Origin of the sequence: Mesorhizobium sp. M1163 (genome assembly GCF_040318415.1) — a bacterium.
Classification (GTDB): Bacteria; Pseudomonadota; Alphaproteobacteria; order Rhizobiales; family Rhizobiaceae; genus Mesorhizobium.
In genome coordinates, this window is sequence record NZ_JAMYMF010000034.1 from 66940 (window position 1) to 84069 (window position 17130).

Consider the following 17130-nt stretch of genomic DNA (forward strand, 5'->3'; position numbering starts at 1 on the left):
GCGGATGCTAATTTTCCTACGCACCGATCTCCTTCGCCACATTCACCTCGACGGTCATTGCAAGAAAGCTCGACGCGCTTCCCGAATAACTCCCGGAAAGCGGAATGGCTTGACGAGGATGCCGGGCCACGGCCACCCTGATCAAATCCCGATTGCCGACAATGCCATTGGTGGGGTCGAACTCGACCCAGCCGGCACCCGGCAGGTAGACCTGGCACCAGGCATGCGTCGACCCGCCGCCAAGAACCGTCGCGCTGTCGCGGCTCGGCACATAGACGTAACCAGTCACAAAACGGGCGGCAAAGCCGAGCGAACGAACCGCCTCCATCATGAACAGCGCAAAGTCCCGGCATGTGCCGCGACGCAGGTGCAACGTCATCAGCGGCGGCTGCGTCCCTGGCTCGCTTCGACGGGAATACACAAAGCTCTCGTGGATGGCATAGCAAAGCGTCATCAACAGATTGCCGGTCCCGGTGTGCCCTGCGGCACTGAGGAACTGTCGTGCCCACTTGCCAACCTCGTCACTGTCATCCTCGTATTGACGTTCCATCGTCTGGGAGAGATCTGCGGCTTCGTCGGGATCGTAGGAAAACGGATAGTGAAGCGCAGCTTCGTCGATACGGAAATCGGGCGCATGCTGCGGCGTGTGGTCCAGCCGAATGTCTGTCGCAAAGCGCAGTTCTTTCGCGGGGTTCTCGAAATCGATCACCGCCACGCAGTTTCCGAAAACGTCATGGATCCAGCGAACCTCTTTCGGCTCGGGATCGACAGACAAGGCGTGGTCCAGGAGTCTTTGATCGAAGCTGTCGCGCGGTCTGAACATCAGCCGATGCTCGCCGAACCTCACCGGCCGGCTATAGCGATAGACCGTCGTATGCTGGACTGAGAAGATCGGCATCAGTTTTGGTCGACAAGTTTACCTGCGATGTTGGCGCAATCATATAATCTTTTCCACGCTCATTCGATGGTTCCTACTCGGAACCTGCGCGAACTGTTTCCGCTCTGATCGACCCTTCCGGCAGCGGCCGCATGAGTTCAGCCTCGGACTTCGTCAGATGGATCCATGCCGCCCAGTCCGATGGCGGGAGCACAACCACTTGCCGATTGTGATATGGCGCCACGTCCGGCCCCGGATCGGTCGTCAGCATCGTGAACGTCGGCGGCTTGTTGCCGACACCCTCGCGCCAAAGCCCGGCAATCGCCATGAACGAATGGCCATTCAGCGTGAACTTGTGCTTGGCTTTCGGATATTTCGTTCCCGTGAATTCGAAGAATGCCGACGCCGGGACGAGGCAGCGTTTGCTGTTGCCGAATTGTCGACCCTCCGAGCGAAAGTTGAATACAGGTCCGCCTTTTGGTCCGGCCGGAGGAAAGCCGAACGTCATCGACGCCAGTTCGATTGTGTTGCCGGCAGCCCGCATTACAGGCGCGGGGTCGTTGATGTGGATGTCATCCGCCTGCGGCAGGTCCAGTTCGGTTTGATGGCTGGGAATATTGAGCGCCAGCAAAGCCATCATCCGGCAGTACTCGGCCCAGGCGATGTGCTGCTCGTAGTCATTGCACATTAAATGGCTCCGGACGCTCGATCGAGATCAGTTTCAATATAGCGTTTTCGGTTCGCGCCGATTGCTGCCGGACTTGCCCTATTTGGGCCGGCGTGCGGCGGCGATGGCCTGCAACAGATTGATGCTGTTCATGTCGGGTTCGCTGGATGCGGCAACGGCAAGTGCGGCGGCCTCGGCTATTGTCGCGACGTCGTCGCTGCTGATTGTTCCGCGCTTTTCCAGCAGATTTATAAGTTCGACAACGAGAAGAAAGGCGTTCACGCCATATCGTTCGGCTTTGAGCTCGAACTCGCCTCGAGCCAATCTCTCCGCGTCTCCTTCAGCCCGTTTGTCCATCTCGGCGTCCTCTCCTATGGCGACAAGCTGTGAACGCTTAGCACGAATGGTTTAATCCTTCGAACTGGCCACACCTTTCGCCAGTTGCCGATTGCCCGAGCTTGGCACCGTGTCGCCGGCGGCAAGGGCACGGCTTCAGCCAAGGATGAGACCTGCCAATAGAACCGTAAGGATAAGGGACAGCACGACGGCAAGCAGCCCGCATGCCTCCAAGGTGTTGGTTTGCCAAACTTTCGTCGGGCGCCTCCGGTTTGAATTCCCGTTTCGCGAAACAAACTTCATCGGGCACCAGATTGGACGCGGAGCCGGCTTGAATTTGTGTAAGCGCTCGTCTTCATCTGTCCGGAACGGCAGATGCGCCGCGGCATCTCCACGGAACTCCGAAGCACTGCCTGCGCGGCGCCGGCCTGCTTTTCATCGACGCGGGCCATCACCAGAACGACACCCTCTGCGATCTTCGGCTTGCCCGGCTTCTGGGCAAAATTGGCGAAGGTTCCGAGAAGCCCGCCGCCAAAGCCGCCCCACGCCGCACCGACCAGAGCCATGCCGGTCATCCCCGCGGGATCAATGCCCTGAGCTCCAAAAGCGCTAAAACCGGCCAGCAGACCAGCCGTCGCGCCAAGTGCGGCCCCTGCGCCCGCACCCCGCCAGAGACCGCTCATCTCATCGTCGTAATATCCAGCAACGCTGATCGGTTCATCGTTGTCATTGTAAGATCCGACCACGCTGATCTGCCGGCGACGAATCCCGCCGGCCTGAAGCCTGGCAACAGCACGTGCTGCCTGGGCATGGGAATCGAACAGTCGGCTGATCGTTTGCATTTGCGCCCAAACCCGACGCTCGTTCGGAACGTCGGGCTTCTCCTCTCTGGCTTGAACTCTTCCGCCCAGACGCATCTTGGTCGCGCCAAAGCTCACTACAACGTGAGCCAGCCGGCTACGTTCCTCAGCCGGGGCTTCGGTCCATTCCTGGAGCGTCTTGCTTGGGACCTAAGTCTGACCAGCTTGGGTGTGCTGAGGCCATGCCGACCGGGCCGCCGGCTCGAAGAGAGGGCTCAGATGTGCTATCGCAGACCCAAAAAGCTCAAAATAGCGATTACGATCACGATGGCGCCGACCAGCCAGATAATGTTGTTCATGATTGCACTCCTTCGCCTCCGGGCTAGGCGCACGTCGGGGTGACGCCCGCCACGCAAGTAGAACATTAGATACGGCTAAAGGTTCCTCCCGGGCCTCGCTGTCGAAAGGGCCCGCCGCACCAGTCGGCACGGCGGGCGACGCAGAGTTCACCCCGGTGGTGGGGCAGCAGACGGCGTTGCGTCCAAGACTCAGCTGATGCTTCTGGACCAGTCATCTACCTGGCGCTCTGCCTCTTCCTTGGCGATGCCATATCGCTCCTGGATACGTCCCAAGAGCTGGTCTCGGTTGCCTTCGATGCGATCAAGATCATCGTCGGTGAGGTCACCCCACTGCTCTTTCGCCTTGCCTTTGAACTGCGTCCATTTTCCCTTGATTTGATCCCAGTTCATGTGTTCCTCCTTGCTTCCTGGGGCCCGCACTAAAGCGGAGCGCGGACCGATCGAGCATTTCGATGTCGGTAACGAATGAAGATCAGCAGCCGCTAAAAGTTCCGGTGCCGGCGCAAAAAGCCCGCCGTGTCAGTGCCGGACTGTGAGCTGATGTTGATGATGTCCAGAGCTTGATGCTCGTTCGCAGCACCATCTTATCCCGTTGAAGGCGCTGAGCTTCTTGCTGGTTGGCCTTGGCTGGCAAGCCTCGAAAGGCTGCCCAGCAGCATTGTTCTGTCCTTGCCGATCATCAGCACGCCGCTGTCGGGCGCCAACAGTGCCGAGAACGGCAGCATCGCCGCGCCGATCGGCGAAGCCTCGGGGCCGAATTGTCCCGACACGATTTCCGGCGCCACGATGCCGATGGCGCTGATCCTGTTGAACTGGGTCTGCACCTTCGCCAGCAGCTCGAGATGGATCGGCCGCGGCAGGATGCTGTCGAGGACGATCGCCTCGATGTCGATCACGGAGGTGATGGCGATGATCGCCTCGACCAGCGCATTGGCACAATCGTCGATCCATTCCGACAGCGGCTCGCGCGCCCCCGGCGGCAAGGGATCGAGTTCGCGCGCACGATTGATCTCGACGCCGCGCGATTTGAGATGATTGACCAGAACATAGATCGAAGCGCGATGCAGCAGGCTCTGGTAGCGCGCCGGCTTGGCCGCCACCGAATCGAGGCTTGAAGGCGAGACCGGCAAAGGACCGAGCGCGGCGCTGTTGCCGTGCGGCCCGGTGTGGACCTTGCCGCCTTGCACCAGTCCGCCGCCGACAAAGGTGTCGATCGAGATATGCATGAAGTCGCGGAACCGTGCGCCGGTCCCCTGGATGAGCTCGGCGAGTGCGGCCGATGACGCGTCGTTTTCCACGAAGACCGGGGTCTTCGGTTTTGTGGCGAAGAATGTCGTCAGATCGATTGCTTCCCAGCGGCTACCGAGGTCGTCGGGAAAGCCGAGCTCCTCGCTCCAGCCGCCGAGGAAATATGGCGAAGCGATGCCGACGCCGACGATGCTGGCATCGCCAAGCCCCTCGACCAGCTTGTCGAAAGTGGCCAGCGACATGTTGCCGGCCTTGAGCACCAGATCGGGGTCCGGAAAGCGATATTCGTGCGACTCGCGCGAGCGGACCTCGCCGGCGAAGTCGACGAGCACGGCTTCCAGCGCGCGCCGGCCGATCTTGATGCCGACGCTGTAGATGCGCTCCGGTGCAAGTCGGTAGAGAGTGGACGGCGACCCCCGTTGTCCGAACCTTTTTCCCACTTGCTTTACGAATCCAGACGATTCCAGCCCGTCGACAATGGTGGCGACCGCGGCCGGCGTCAGATTTGCGGCGCGCGCCAGATCGGACTTGGATGCCTCCTTCAGGCGGCGGATGGCATCGAGCACGAAGCGCTCGTTATAATGCCGAACCTTGACCGAATTGCTGCCTTTTCCGGACAAACCGGCGCCTCCCCATTTCATTGCCGCGGAACTGCTCTAGTCGCCTGCAGCTTTGAAGTTGCCGCAGTCGAGCGCTCCAGCTGCACCCGTGCGCGAAGCGACAGTGCCCTTCGGGGCCACGGAAGTCAATTTTCCAGTTGCGGCGCCGGCCCATTTAATATAGCAAATTGAAGAAACAGGACCAGGGAGGAAGGGTGCTGCACTTGGGCGCATTAGGCGAAGCCGATGCCATGGTGAAGAGCGACGTGGCGGTCCCCGTTGCCCTGGTTCAGGCGACAAAGGCCTTCGGCGGCACCATTGCCCTCAAGGACGCGTCCTTCGAATTGCGCCCAGGCGAGGTGCTGGCTCTGCTTGGCGAAAACGGCGCCGGCAAGAGCACTTGCGTAAAGCTGCTGGCCGGCGTGTATCTCCCGACCGGCGGCCATGTCGAAGTCGATGGCAAGCCTGTGGTCTTCCATTCGCCGCACGACGCCCAGGCTGCCGGCATCTCGGTCATGCACCAGCATCCCGGTCTGTTCCCGGATCTTTCGGTGGCGGAAAACATCTATCTCGGCCATATGCCGCGCGATCGCTTCGGCGGCATCGACAACGCCGCCATGCTTGCCGGCGCGCGTAAGGTGCTGGCGACAGTCGGCCTCGACGTGCCGGCCGAAACCCGGCTCGGAACGTTGCGCACCTCCGAACAGCAACTGGTCGAGATCGCCCGCGCCCTGTCGCTCGACGCGCGGGTGCTGATCATGGACGAGCCGACGGCCGCCCTGTCGCAGCGCGAGGTCGAGCGGCTGTTCACCGTCGTCGCCGACCTGCGGCTGCATGGCGTGGCGATGATGTTCGTCGGCCACCGCATGGACGAGATCTTCCGCATCGCCGACCGCATTGCGGTGCTGCGCGACGGGCGTCTCATCGGCGTCAAGCCGAAGGCCGAGCTTGGCCGCGCCGCCGCCATCGGCATGATGGTCGGCCGCGAGGTGACCGACCTCTATCCGCAACGAAACCACGCCACCGGCGCGCTGGTGCTGGAGGCGAGGGGGCTGTCGCACGCCGGCGGCTTTTCCAACATCGACCTCAAGCTCCACGCCGGAGAGGTGCTCGGGCTCGGCGGCCTGGTCGGCAGCGGGCGGACCGAGATCGCGCGCGTGTTGTTCGGCATCGACCAGCCCGATGCCGGCGAAATCCTGATCGACGGCGAGGCTGTGCGCTTCGCATCGGCACGCGACGCCATGGATGCGCGCATCGCCTATGTTTCGGAAGACCGCATGGGCCAGAGCCTGGTGATGGATTTTTCCATCCTCGACAACGCCGTGCTGCCCGTCCTCGACAAGGCAGCCCGCTCCGGCTTCTACGGCACGGACCGCGCGATCGATCTGGTTTCGGACTGGCTGAAGCGCATGAAGCTTCGCTTTTCCGGCTACGCGCAGCCGGTGAAGGAACTGTCCGGCGGCAACCAGCAGAAGGTGGTGTTGGCCAAATGGCTGCGCACCGAGCCGCGCGTCCTCATCCTCGACGAGCCGACGCAAGGCATCGATGTCGGCACCAAGGCGGAAGTGCATGCGATGATCGCCGACCTTGCCGCGCAGGGCTTGGCCATCATCCTGATCTCCTCCGAAATGCCCGAGCTCATCGGCATGTGCGACCGCATCATCGTGCTGCGCGAAGGCCATCGGACGGCCGAATTTACCAGGGGCGAAGCCACCCAGGAAAAGGTGCTGGAAGCAGCGACGAAGGCCGGTGAAAGCGCCGACCCGGCAGCACAGCCTGCCAGCGAGGAGAAGAGAAAAGGACCGCTCGACATACTGAAGCGGCGGGAGTTCGGCCTGCTCGCCGCGATGCTGGCGGTCGCTATCCCGGTCACCATCATCAACCCGCGCATGGTGAGCGCGGCAAACTTGACCGCAGTGTCGATGGATGCCGCCCTGCTCGTGGTTGCAGCGCTCGCTCAGATGCTGGTGCTGATCACCCGCAACATCGACCTTTCGATCGCCGCGGTGATCGGCTTGTCGGCTTACATGGCGGCGAGCATGGTCCAGGCCTATCCAGGGCTCGACATCGGCATCGGCCTGATGAGCGCATGCGTGGTCGGTGGTGTCGCTGGCCTGATCAACGGCCTTGTCGTTACCAGGGGAAAGATCCCGGCGATCGTCGTCACGCTGGCCTCGATGTCGATCTTCCGCGGCTTCAACCCGATCTGGGCAGCCGGCGACCAGATCAGCGCCGACGAAGTCACGCAAGCCTGGCTCGACATGACCGGCCTGAAGATCGCCGGCGTGCCGCTGATCGTCATTATCGCGATCGTCATCCTGTGCCTGGGTTATGTGCTGCTCTATCGCACCGCCATCGGGCGCGAACTGTTTGCCGCCGGCTCCAATCCCGACGGCGCACGTCTTATCGGCATCCCCGTCGACCGGCGGATTCTGCTGGCCTTTGGCATGGCCGGCCTGCTCGGCGGCCTGTGCGGTGCGCTGTGGGCATCCCGCTATGCGACCATCGATGCCCGCGTCGCGCTCGGTTTCGAACTCACCGTGATCGCGTCGGCGGTGGTCGGCGGCGTCGCCATCCGCGGTGGTTCGGGCACGCTGCTCGGCATCATCCTCGGCGCGCTCACGCTGCTCGTCATCAAGAACGGGCTGACGCTGGTGCGCGTCGACCCGCTATGGCTGCAGGGCGTCTACGGCCTGGTGATCCTGGTCGCCATCGGCATCGACACGTTCATCGTGCGGCGTGCCGAGCAGGCAAGACAGGCGAGGGCGCGGTGAGAAAGTTCCTCCGCTCGATCGACTTCTGGGATCTGCTGCTGGCGACCTCCTGCGTGGCCATCTTCCTCTACGCGGCGATCTTCGTGCCGAATTTCGTTTCCGGCTTCAATCTCTCGCAACTGGCCGCCAGCGCCTCGGAAAAGGCATTGCTGATCCTGCCGATGACGCTGCTCATCATCACCCGCGAAATCGACCTGTCGATCGCCTCGGTGCTGGCGCTGACGTCCGTCGTCTTTGGCTTGCTGGTCCAGGCCGGCGTGCCGACGCTTGCCGCAATCCCGCTGACGCTCGTCGCCGGCGGCCTGCTCGGCGCTTTCAACGGCTACCTGGTCTCGGGCCTTGGACTGCAGTCGCTGGTGGTGACGCTCGGCACGATGGCGCTCTATCGAGGTATTGGCTACATCCTGCTCGGCACCGGTTCGGTCAACATCCTGCCGCCCGCGGTCGTGGATTTCGGCATCAACAATCTGCCGGGCACCGAGATACCGTGGACCATCGTCCCCTTCCTGGCGCTGGCGCCGGTGTTTGCGGTCGTGCTGCAGAAGACGCCGACCGGCAAGCGCATCTACGCGCTCGGCGGCAGCCCCGAGGTGGCGCGCTATTCCGGCATAAACACGCGCCGGATGGTGCTGAACCTGTTCGTCGTCTCGGGCGTCGTCGCGGCGATAGCCGGCATCGTCTATACCGCGCGCCTGTCCAATGCCCGCGCCAACAATGCGCTCGGCATGGAGCTCGACGTCATCACCATCGTGCTGCTCGGCGGCGTCAGCGTCTTTGGCGGCAAGGGCCGCCTGACCGGCGTCATGCTGGCGTTGGTCCTGATCGCCATCATCCGTAACGTGCTGGCGCTGAACCAGATCGGCGGCGACGCGCAGGGCATGATCATTGGCCTGCTTCTGATCGGCTCGCTGCTGGTCGGCAATTACTGGCGCTCCACACAGGAACTGCTCAGCAGATCCCGCGCAATGCGCGAGACAAAGGGGTGATCTCGGGCCCCTTCCTTTAAGCCCGAATTTTGACGGAGGAGTCACAATGAAAGCGTTTAGATTAGCCCTGCTCGCATCCGCGGTTCTGCTCGCGCCAACCTCGCTGGCCTTCAGCCAGGAATGCGCCAAGGAACCCGTAACGGTCGGTTTCCTGCCCAAGCTCGACACAGACCCCTACTTCAAAGTGGCTTTTGGAGGTGCACAAGAGGCAGCCAAGGAAATTGGCGGCACCGCTACCCAGGTCGCCCCATCGCAGGCGACCGCCGAGGCGCAAATCGAATTCATCAACAGCCTCGTGTCGCAGAAGGTCGGGGTCATCGCAATTGCCGGCAACGACGCCAATGCCGTCGCGCCGGCGCTGAAGCGCGCCGTTCAGCAGGGCGTCAGGGTGATTTCCTATGACTCCGATGTGGCCGCCGATGCTCGCGCGGCATTTGTCAATCAGGTCAAGGGCGACAGCCTCGCAGAAATGATGCTGGAAAGTGCATTCGCCCTCAGCGGCGGTGAAGGCGAATTCGCGATCCTGTCGTCGACGCCGACGGCGACCAACCAGAACGCCTGGATCGACTTCATGAAGGCGAAGATGGCCGCCGAGCCGAAGTTCTCCAAAATGAAGCTGGTGCAGGTGGCCTATGGCGAAGAAAGTGAACAAATCAACCAGCAGCAGGCGCTGGCGCTGGTCCAGGCGTTTCCCGATCTCAAGGTGATCATCGTCCCGGCAGGCATCGGCCTTCCGGCGGCCGCGCGTGCGCTCGAGGAGGCGGGCATGATCGGCAAGGTCAAGCTGACCGGCCTCGCGCCGGCTACTCTGATCTCGAAATACATCAAGGACGGGGCGGCCCAGGATATCTGGTGGAACGTCACCGATCTTGGCTATCTTACCTACCAGACGGCCCAGGCGCTTGCGCAGTGCAAGATCACCGGAAAGGAGGGTGAGAAGTTCACGGCAGGCAGGCTCGGCGAATACACGATTGGCGCCAGCGGCGAACTGATCCTTGGTCCGGCCAAGATCGTGACCCCTGAAAATCTGGCCGAGTTCAAGTTCTGATCCTTAAGAGCTCGAACTCTGGCGGGGGCGCCGGTCCATCCGGCGCCCTTCCTGAACCTCTCGAATCAAAACAGTGCGGGGGCGGCAATGAAGATATTGCTTGCAGGCGAAACCTTTGCGGCGACGACGTCGGTCGCCATCGGTAGCGATGTGCTTACAAGTGCGACCTCGACAAATGGCGCGACGGCCTTCAATGCCGCGCTGGCCGATGAGCGCATCGCGGTCACGCAGATCGGCGGCGAGCGTTGCGGCGCGGAGTTTCCCTATGACCTCGATGCGCTCGCCCAATATCGGGCGGTGGTGATCTCCGACGTCGGCGCCCTGACATTGCTGGTGACGCCGGATGCCCGCGCCGGGCGTGTCGGCGTCAACCGCCTCGATGTGCTCAAGGCCTATGTCGAACGTGGGGGCGGGCTGATGCTGGCCGGCGGCTATATGGGTTTTCAGGGCATGTTCGGGACGGCGCGTTTCCACGACACCCCGGTCGAGGACGTGCTGCCGGTCCGTTGCCTCCCCTACAGCGACGGCATGGAGGTCCCGCAAGGCCTGCAGACCTCCATCCTGCAGTCATCCCACCCGATTTTTTCCGGGGTGGAGGGGCCGTTGCCGCCGATCCTCGGCATGAACAAGCTGGAATTCAGGCACGACGGTTCGTCCCGGCTTCTGGCGACCTGCCACCACCGCGGCACCGACTGGCCGCTCCTTGCCGTCGGTAGCCATGGCCGCGGCCGCACGATTGCCTGGGCAACAGATATCGGCCCGCATTGGCTCTCGCAGAATTTCCTCGGATGGCCGTTCTACGGAAAACTGATGGCGAACATGGTCCGTTGGCTCGCCGGCAATGAATGAGAAAGCTGGACACCAGGTTTGACCGATGCAGTTCGCCTGCCGGCGCGGCCGATGCCGCGCGAGGCGCCGGTGACAGGCACCACCTTGCCGGCCAAGTCGAATTTCGGCGTGAACTCATTTGTCATGCGATTCCACCTTGTTCTTCAAATCGGACCGGCTGCCGTGCCGAACCGAATAGGCTCGCGTGAATTCGGCGCCCAGCAGAAATATCTCGGCCGAATAGTAGACCCACAACAGCACGACGAGCAGGGCGCCGGCCGCGCCGTACGACGATGCGAAAGCGCTGGTTCCGATATACCAGCCAATCAGCGACTTGCCGATGGTGAACAGAAACCCGGTGACGACGGCGCCAAGGCCGACATCGCGCCATTGCAGACTGCGGTCGGGCAGCACCTTGTAGATCGCGGCAAACAGCAGCGCGATCAGGGCAAACGAGACAATCCCGTTGACCGCGCTCAGGATGATGGTGCCGAACGGCAGATAGGCATTGATGACGTCTCCGAGCGCCGAAATCGCGGCGCTTACAACCAAGGACACCAGGAGCAGGAAACCGAGAGCGGCGACCAGGCCCAGGCTTGCAATGCGTGCCCGCACCAGCCGTGAGATCGTTGCTGCCCTCGGTTTGACTTTCCAGATTTCGTTCAGCGCCAGCTGCATTTCGCCGAACACGCCGGATGCGGCGACGAACAGCGTGACCAGCCCCAGAATGCTGGCAAGGGTTCCCGCTTCCTTCTGCGAAGCGTTTTCGATCGTCGCCTGCAGCAGCTCGGCACTTTGCGGTCCCATCAGGCCGGCGATCTGTGCCGAAAGGGCGAGTTGTGCCGCCTCGTGCCCGAAGGCCATGCCGGCGATAGCGACGACGATCAGCAGGATCGGCGCAAGCGAGGTCGTGGCATAAAAAGCTATCGCCGCCCCATGGCTCAGCGCATTGTCATCGATGAAGCCGAGGACGCTCTGCTTGAGGAGCCTCCAGCTCTCTGCTGCCAAATTCCACATGTGGGCCTCGCATGCTGTCAACAAACAAGTAGCGGCGGCGCAGCGCTGGGCGAGGGAGGGGCGCGAAGATCGCAACGGAGCGGCACGACAGGCCACGACAAGAACACCTCTTGCCCGAACACTTGCCAAGCGCCGGCCATCATGATGCCATGGCGCTGTGGAAGATTGCACGCTGGGTTGGGGTGGGCGATGTTGTTTCCAGGTGCAACAGGGCGCATAGGCGTGGCGTTTGCCGCGCTGCTTTTGTGCGCGCTGGTTCCTGCTCGGGGCGAGGAGCCGAAGGCGCTAAAAGGCGTCGCGCTCGTCATCGGGCAGTCCGACTATGAGCATGTCGGCAAGCTGCCCAATGCGGAAAACGACGCCCGCGCCATCGAGGAGATGTTCGACAGGCTCGGCTTCGAAACCGATGTCGCGACCAATCGCGACGCACGCAAATTGCGGCGCGACCTCGAAGGCTTCGTCGACGATGCCGAGGGTGCCGACGTCGCCATTATCTACTATTCCGGCCACGGCATCGAAGCCGGTGGCGAGAATTTCCTGGTGCCCGTCGATGCCGACATTGCGGCGCTCGAGGATGCCGGCGAGAAGCTGGTCCCGCTGTCGTCGATCGTGGCCGAACTGAAGGCCAAGGTGCCGGTCACCATCGTGCTGCTCGATGCCTGCCGCAACGACCCGTTTCCGCCGGGCACGCTTTTGAAACTCAAGCCGGGTGAAGCGGGCAAGCCGATCGGCGCCGGCGGCCTCGGCGAAACGCGCAGCGTCGTGGCGCTGAACGACAGCGCGCCGGCCAAGGGTTCGGCCGACGACAGCGGTTCTGGCAACGACAGCTTGGGCCAAGTCATCGGCTTTGCCGCCGAGCCCGGCAAGGTGGCGCTCGACGGTCCCGCCGACGGCAACAGCCCCTACGCGGCAGCCATATTGCGTCACATCGACACGATGGGCGGCGAGGAATTCGGCACTGTGCTGCGCATGGTCGGCGAGGAGGTCTATCTCAAGACCGGCGGCCGGCAGCGGCCCTGGGTCAATGAGAGCCTGCGCCGGCTGCTCTATTTCGGCACGCCCGCCGAGGTGCCGAAAGGCGAGGAGGGCGAGATCCTCACAGAGCGCCGCCGGCTGCTGCTGACGATCTCGACGCTGCCCGACCCGCAACGCCGCCAGATCGAGACGATCGCCCGCGACGGCGGCGTACCGATGGACGCGCTCTACGCCATGCTGAAGACGCTGGGCACCGAGACACCCAGGGATGCAGCCGAACTCGACACATTGCTGCGCGGCCAGACCGAGCGGCTGAAACAGGTACTGGCCGAGCAGGCGACGCTGAAGAGCCAGGATCCGGAAATCGTCCGGCTTTCAAAACTGGCCGAACAAGCGGTGCAGGAAGGCGCGCTGGAAGCAGCGCAGAAAATCCATGAACAGGCCAAGGCCCGCGTTGGCGAACTGTCGAAGACCGTCGACCAGGCTGAAGCCGACCTCAAGGCGCGTCGTTTCGAGTTTGCCGAGGTTTTCGGCGACAGCGCCAAAACCTACGAAATCTCCTTCAGCTATCAGGCGGCAGCCCAGGACTATGCCAAGGCCTATGAGCAGGTCGAGAAATGGGACGACCATGAAGCCTGGTTCTACAAGGCAGCCGAGGCCCAGGCGCTCTCCGCGCATGGTTCTTTCTCGGGCGACAACGCCTTTCTGGTGCAGGCGGTCGCTGCCTATGAAAAGGCGCTGACCTATGTGTCGCGCGAAAACAGCCCGCGGCAATGGGCGGCCACGCAAAACAATCTCGCCACCACACTGTCGACGCTGGGCGAGCGCGAGGCCGGCCGCGAAGACCTCGACAAAGCGGCAGCCGCCTTCGATCAGGCGCTGAGCGTCTACACGCGCGACGCCAATCCGGACGACTGGGCCTCGACGCTAGGCAATCTCGGCACCGTCTATTGGCGGCTCGGCCAGCGCGAGAACGGCACGACGTTGCTCGACAATGCCGTTGCCTCGTTCCGCGCGGCGCTCGAGGTGCAAGTGTCGAAAAAGCTGCCGCTCGAATGGGCGGCGACTGAGAATAATCTCGGCATCGTGCTCTCCGAACTGGGTGAGCGCCAAGCCACCAGCGACAGCTTTCGCGCCGCCATCGAAGCGCATCGCGCCGCGCTGACCGAATACCGCAGGGAGCGCGGGCCGCTCGACTGGGCGTTGAGCCAGGTCAATCTCGGCGCGGCCTTGTTCCGCCTCGGGGAGCGTGAACAAGACGTACCGACGCTTGAGCAGGCCGTTGCCGCCTATCAGGCGGCGACGGAGGAAATGACGCGCGAGCGCGCGCCGGCGCAATGGGCGACGATCCAGAACAATTTGAGTTCGGCGCTGGAATCGATCGGCCAGATCAATGGCGACATTGCTACGCTTCAGCGTGCTCGGGACGCGGCAGAGGCCGCACTGACGGTGTGGACGCGCGACCATGCGCCGGCCAGCTGGGCAAACGGCCAGTTGACGCTTGGCAATGCCTTGCAGCGTCTCGGCGCCAGGCAGGCCGGCAATGACGCGCTGCTCAAGGCGGTCGCTGCCTATGAGGCCGCACTTTCTGAATATCCGCGCGAAAAGCTGCCGCTCGACTGGGCTTCGTTGAACCAGAATCTGGGCTCGGTCTATGCGACGCTTGGCGATCGGGACACCGGCATCGACTATCTCCGGAAGTCGGCGTCCGCCTATCGCGAGGCCTCGCAGGTCTATACCGTCGCCGCCGCGCCGCTCGAATTCGCCTCAATAGAGCACAGTCTCGGCAACTCGCTGTCGACCTGGGGCGACCGTGCTCGCGACAAAGCGGTCCTTGAAGAAGCGGTCGCCGCCTATGATGCAGCGCTCACCGTGCGAACCAAGGAGAGCGCCCCGAAGGACTGGGCGACGACGCAGTACCGGCTGGGCGCAGCACTTTCCATGCTCGGCAAGGCCGATGGCGGTTCGGACGAGGCGCTCCAGCGCTCGGCGGTGGCCTATCGCGCGGCGCTCGAAATGCAGAGCCGTGACAGCGACCCCGACGCTTGGGCGGCAACGCAATGGGGTCTCGGCCATGTGCTCCTGGTTCTGGGCGACCGCACGCAGGACGGCGAAGCGTTCAACCAGTCGGCGACGGCGCTTGAAGCGGCGCTGCCCTTCTACGACCTCGCCACGGTGCCGGAAGATCACGCCCAGCTGCAGAACGAACTCGGCAGCGCCTATTACTACCTTGCCGGCAGCGCCAATGACCCGTCGCTCTACCAGAAGGCGGCGGCCGCGCATGAAAAGGCACTGGCCGTCTATGCCACGCTGCCCGACCGCTCGCTCTGGGCTTCGGTCGAAGGCGACCTCGGCAATGTCCGCATGATGCAGGCAAACGCCAGTTCCGACCCGGACGCCATGGCCAAGTCTGTCCAGGCCTATGAGGCGGCACTGACAGTGATAAGCCGCGACAGGGATGCCGACGAATGGCTGCGCAACCAGACCAATCTGGCCAGCGCGCTTTCGACGCTGGGCTACTGGCGCGACGACGTTGCCCTGCTGAAGCGTTCGGCCGGCATCTATCGTTCGATCCAGAGCGTGCGCACGCGCGACCGCGCCCCCGAACGTTGGGCCAGCACGCAGGCAAGCCTGGCCAATGTGCTTGGCATGATCGGCGCGAAAGAGCCTTCGCCGGCTTTGTTCCACGAGGCGGTCGCCGTCAATCGGGCGTTGGCAGACCAGGTCGACCGCGACCGCGACCCCGAGCGCTGGGCGAGCCTGCAAAACGAGATCGGCTATCAGCTGACGCTCGCCGGCCGCGCCGAAAACGACGTCGCCAAAATCGAGGAGGCGGTGCCGATCCTGCGCGAGGCCATCGCCGTGCAGAAGAAGATCGGTTCGGTGCCGGGCATTGCGTTCACCGAGGACAGCCTGTGCGACGTGCTTACCGATCTGGGTGCTGCTCGCAAGCAGAAGGCAATGGCCGAGGAAGCGATAGCCGCCTGCCAGCATGCGCTCGTCATCTTTCGGGATGGCAAGATGGACGACCTTGCCGCCGGCTCCGCAAAGAACCTTGCCGAGGCACAAGCGTTGCTGGCCGAATTGCAATAGCGCACAGGAAAAGGTGGCCGCGACCGGTTTCGATTGGCAAAGGGTTGCCGTTCCCTGCTATTCCCGCTTCAAATCAAAAAAGCAGTGGACGTTTCCAGCATGACCAATGTCGCCTTGACTGGGCTTGCCCGGGATCTTGCCAAGCGCGCGGCGGAAGGCCGCCCGGTGCGCATCGGTGTCATCGGTTCGGGCGAGATGGGCACCGATCTGGTGACACAAGGCATGCTGATGCCGGGCATTTCGGTTTGCGCGATTTCGACCCGCCGGCCGCATACAGCGCGTGACGCCATCCGCATCGCCTATGGCGACGAGGCAATGGCAGCCGAAGCGGACAGCGCTTCGAAGGTCAGCCAGGCGATCGAGAGCGGCAAGATCGCAATCACCTCGAACGAGATGCTGGTCACCAATCCGCTCATCGATGTTGTCATCGATGCCACCGGCAAGCCCGGCGTCGCCGCCGATTTCGACCTGATGGCGATGCAGCACGGCAAGCATCTGGTGATGATGAATGTCGAGGCCGACGTCACTATTGGCTGCTACCTCAAGCAGCAGGCCGACCGGCTCGGCGTCGTCTATTCGGTCGGCGCCGGCGACGAGCCGTCGAGCTGCATGGAGCTGATCGAGTTCGCCTCGGCGCTCGGCTACACCATCGTCTCCGCCGGCAAGGGCAAGAACAACCCTCTCAACCACGACGCCGTTCCCGACGACTACCGCGCGGAAGCGCTGCGCCGCAACATGAATCCGCGCATGCTGGTCGAGTTCGTCGACGGCTCGAAAACCATGGTCGAGATGTGCGCCATCGCCAACGCCACTGGGCTGGTACCCGACGTTCCCGGCATGCACGGCCCCAAGGCCGACCGTGACGAGCTGGTCAAGGTGCTGATCCCGCGCGAGCAGGGCGGCATCCTGTCGAAGAAGGGCGTTGTCGACTATACCGTCGGCAAGGGCGTGGCGCCCGGTGTCTTCGTCATCGTCGAGGCGACTCATCCGCGGATCATCGAGCGCATGGACGATCTGCATATCGGCCACGGCCCCTATTACAGCTTCTTCAGGCCCTACCATCTGACCTCGCTGGAAGTGCCGCTGACGGCCGCCCGTATCGCGCTTTACGGCAAGCCCGACATGGTGCCGCTGCCGAGGCCGGTGGCCGAGGTCTGCGCCGTGGCCAAGCGCGATCTGGCGGCAGGCGAGACGTTCGACGCGATCGGCGAGACCTGCTACCGCTCCTGGACCATGACCGTCGAGGAGGCTCGCGCCCACCACGCCGTGCCCGTCGGCCTGCTCGAAGGCGGCAAGGTGCTGAAACCGGTGAGGAAAGGCGAATTGCTCACCGCCGACAATGCCGCGCCCGACCCGACGACCAGGCTATTCGCCTTGCGCCGGCTGCAGGACGAGATGCTGTATGGGGCGGGTTAGGTGCGGTGCAGAAACTTTGACGTCGGCGGGACAGCGCCCCCCTTGTAACTTATTCCTTGCCGACTCTGCTATGAAAGCAGGTGCGGTGGCGGACGGGAGACCGACCC

13 protein-coding genes are annotated in these 17130 nt (G+C 63.2%); 6 read left to right on the plus strand and 7 right to left on the minus strand.

Annotation, left to right across the window (positions count from 1 at the left end):
* Window positions 1–16: 16 nt before the first annotated feature.
* The 6 genes from NKH43_RS27440 to NKH43_RS27465 all read right to left on the minus strand — a co-directional run bounded on the left by NKH43_RS27440 (window position 17) and on the right by NKH43_RS27465 (window position 4907).
* Complete coding sequence (locus NKH43_RS27440) at window positions 17–898, minus strand: transglutaminase family protein (RefSeq protein ID WP_352493813.1); 882 nt, start codon at window positions 896–898, stop codon at window positions 17–19.
* A 73-nt stretch (window positions 899–971) separates the two neighbouring features.
* Window positions 972–1565, minus strand: a complete 594-nt coding sequence (locus NKH43_RS27445) for an SOS response-associated peptidase (protein ID WP_352493814.1) — start codon at window positions 1563–1565, stop codon at window positions 972–974.
* Window positions 1566–1643: 78 nt separating this feature from the next.
* Complete coding sequence (locus tag NKH43_RS27450; RefSeq protein WP_352493815.1) at window positions 1644–1901, minus strand: hypothetical protein; 258 nt, start codon at window positions 1899–1901, stop codon at window positions 1644–1646.
* A 278-nt stretch (window positions 1902–2179) separates the two neighbouring features.
* The gene (locus tag NKH43_RS27455) at window positions 2180–2722 is read right to left on the minus strand and encodes a hypothetical protein (protein ID WP_352493816.1); all 543 of its coding nucleotides are present in this window, start codon (window positions 2720–2722) and stop codon (window positions 2180–2182) included.
* Between the two features lie 506 nt (window positions 2723–3228).
* A complete protein-coding gene (locus NKH43_RS27460) occupies window positions 3229–3429 on the minus strand; it encodes a CsbD family protein (protein ID WP_023677416.1) in 201 nt (66 codons plus the stop codon).
* Window positions 3430–3623: 194 nt separating this feature from the next.
* A complete protein-coding gene (locus NKH43_RS27465) occupies window positions 3624–4907 on the minus strand; it encodes an ROK family transcriptional regulator (RefSeq protein ID WP_352592370.1) in 1284 nt (427 codons plus the stop codon).
* 194 nt (window positions 4908–5101) lie between these two features.
* On the opposite strand from NKH43_RS27465, the gene NKH43_RS27470 reads away from it, so the two are divergent.
* From NKH43_RS27470 to NKH43_RS27485, 4 genes are all read left to right on the plus strand, one after another.
* Window positions 5102–7660 (plus strand): ATP-binding cassette domain-containing protein, encoded by a 2559-nt coding sequence (locus tag NKH43_RS27470; RefSeq protein ID WP_502906517.1) that lies wholly within the window; start codon window positions 5102–5104, stop codon window positions 7658–7660.
* Entirely contained in the window at window positions 7657–8646 is a 990-nt protein-coding gene (locus tag NKH43_RS27475) for an ABC transporter permease (protein WP_023719426.1), read from the plus strand. Before NKH43_RS27470 ends, NKH43_RS27475 begins: the two co-directional genes overlap by 4 nt.
* Before the next feature lie 46 nt (window positions 8647–8692).
* Complete coding sequence (locus NKH43_RS27480) at window positions 8693–9694, plus strand: rhamnose ABC transporter substrate-binding protein (RefSeq protein WP_352547863.1); 1002 nt, start codon at window positions 8693–8695, stop codon at window positions 9692–9694.
* 87 nt (window positions 9695–9781) lie between these two features.
* Window positions 9782–10543 (plus strand): glutamine amidotransferase, encoded by a 762-nt coding sequence (locus NKH43_RS27485; RefSeq protein WP_352860784.1) that lies wholly within the window; start codon window positions 9782–9784, stop codon window positions 10541–10543.
* A gap of 114 nt (window positions 10544–10657) precedes the next feature.
* On the opposite strand, the gene NKH43_RS27490 is transcribed toward NKH43_RS27485, so the two are convergent.
* Window positions 10658–11539: a YihY/virulence factor BrkB family protein gene (locus tag NKH43_RS27490; RefSeq protein WP_352493821.1), complete on the minus strand. Its 882-nt coding sequence runs from the start codon at window positions 11537–11539 to the stop codon at window positions 10658–10660.
* A 222-nt stretch (window positions 11540–11761) separates the two neighbouring features.
* On the opposite strand from NKH43_RS27490, the gene NKH43_RS27495 reads away from it, so the two are divergent.
* Both NKH43_RS27495 and NKH43_RS27500 read left to right on the plus strand, forming a co-directional pair.
* A complete protein-coding gene (locus NKH43_RS27495) occupies window positions 11762–15607 on the plus strand; it encodes a caspase family protein (RefSeq protein WP_352860785.1) in 3846 nt (1281 codons plus the stop codon).
* 99 nt (window positions 15608–15706) lie between these two features.
* Window positions 15707–17023 (plus strand): NAD(P)H-dependent oxidoreductase, encoded by a 1317-nt coding sequence (locus NKH43_RS27500; protein ID WP_352791931.1) that lies wholly within the window; start codon window positions 15707–15709, stop codon window positions 17021–17023.
* Window positions 17024–17130 lie beyond the last annotated feature (107 nt).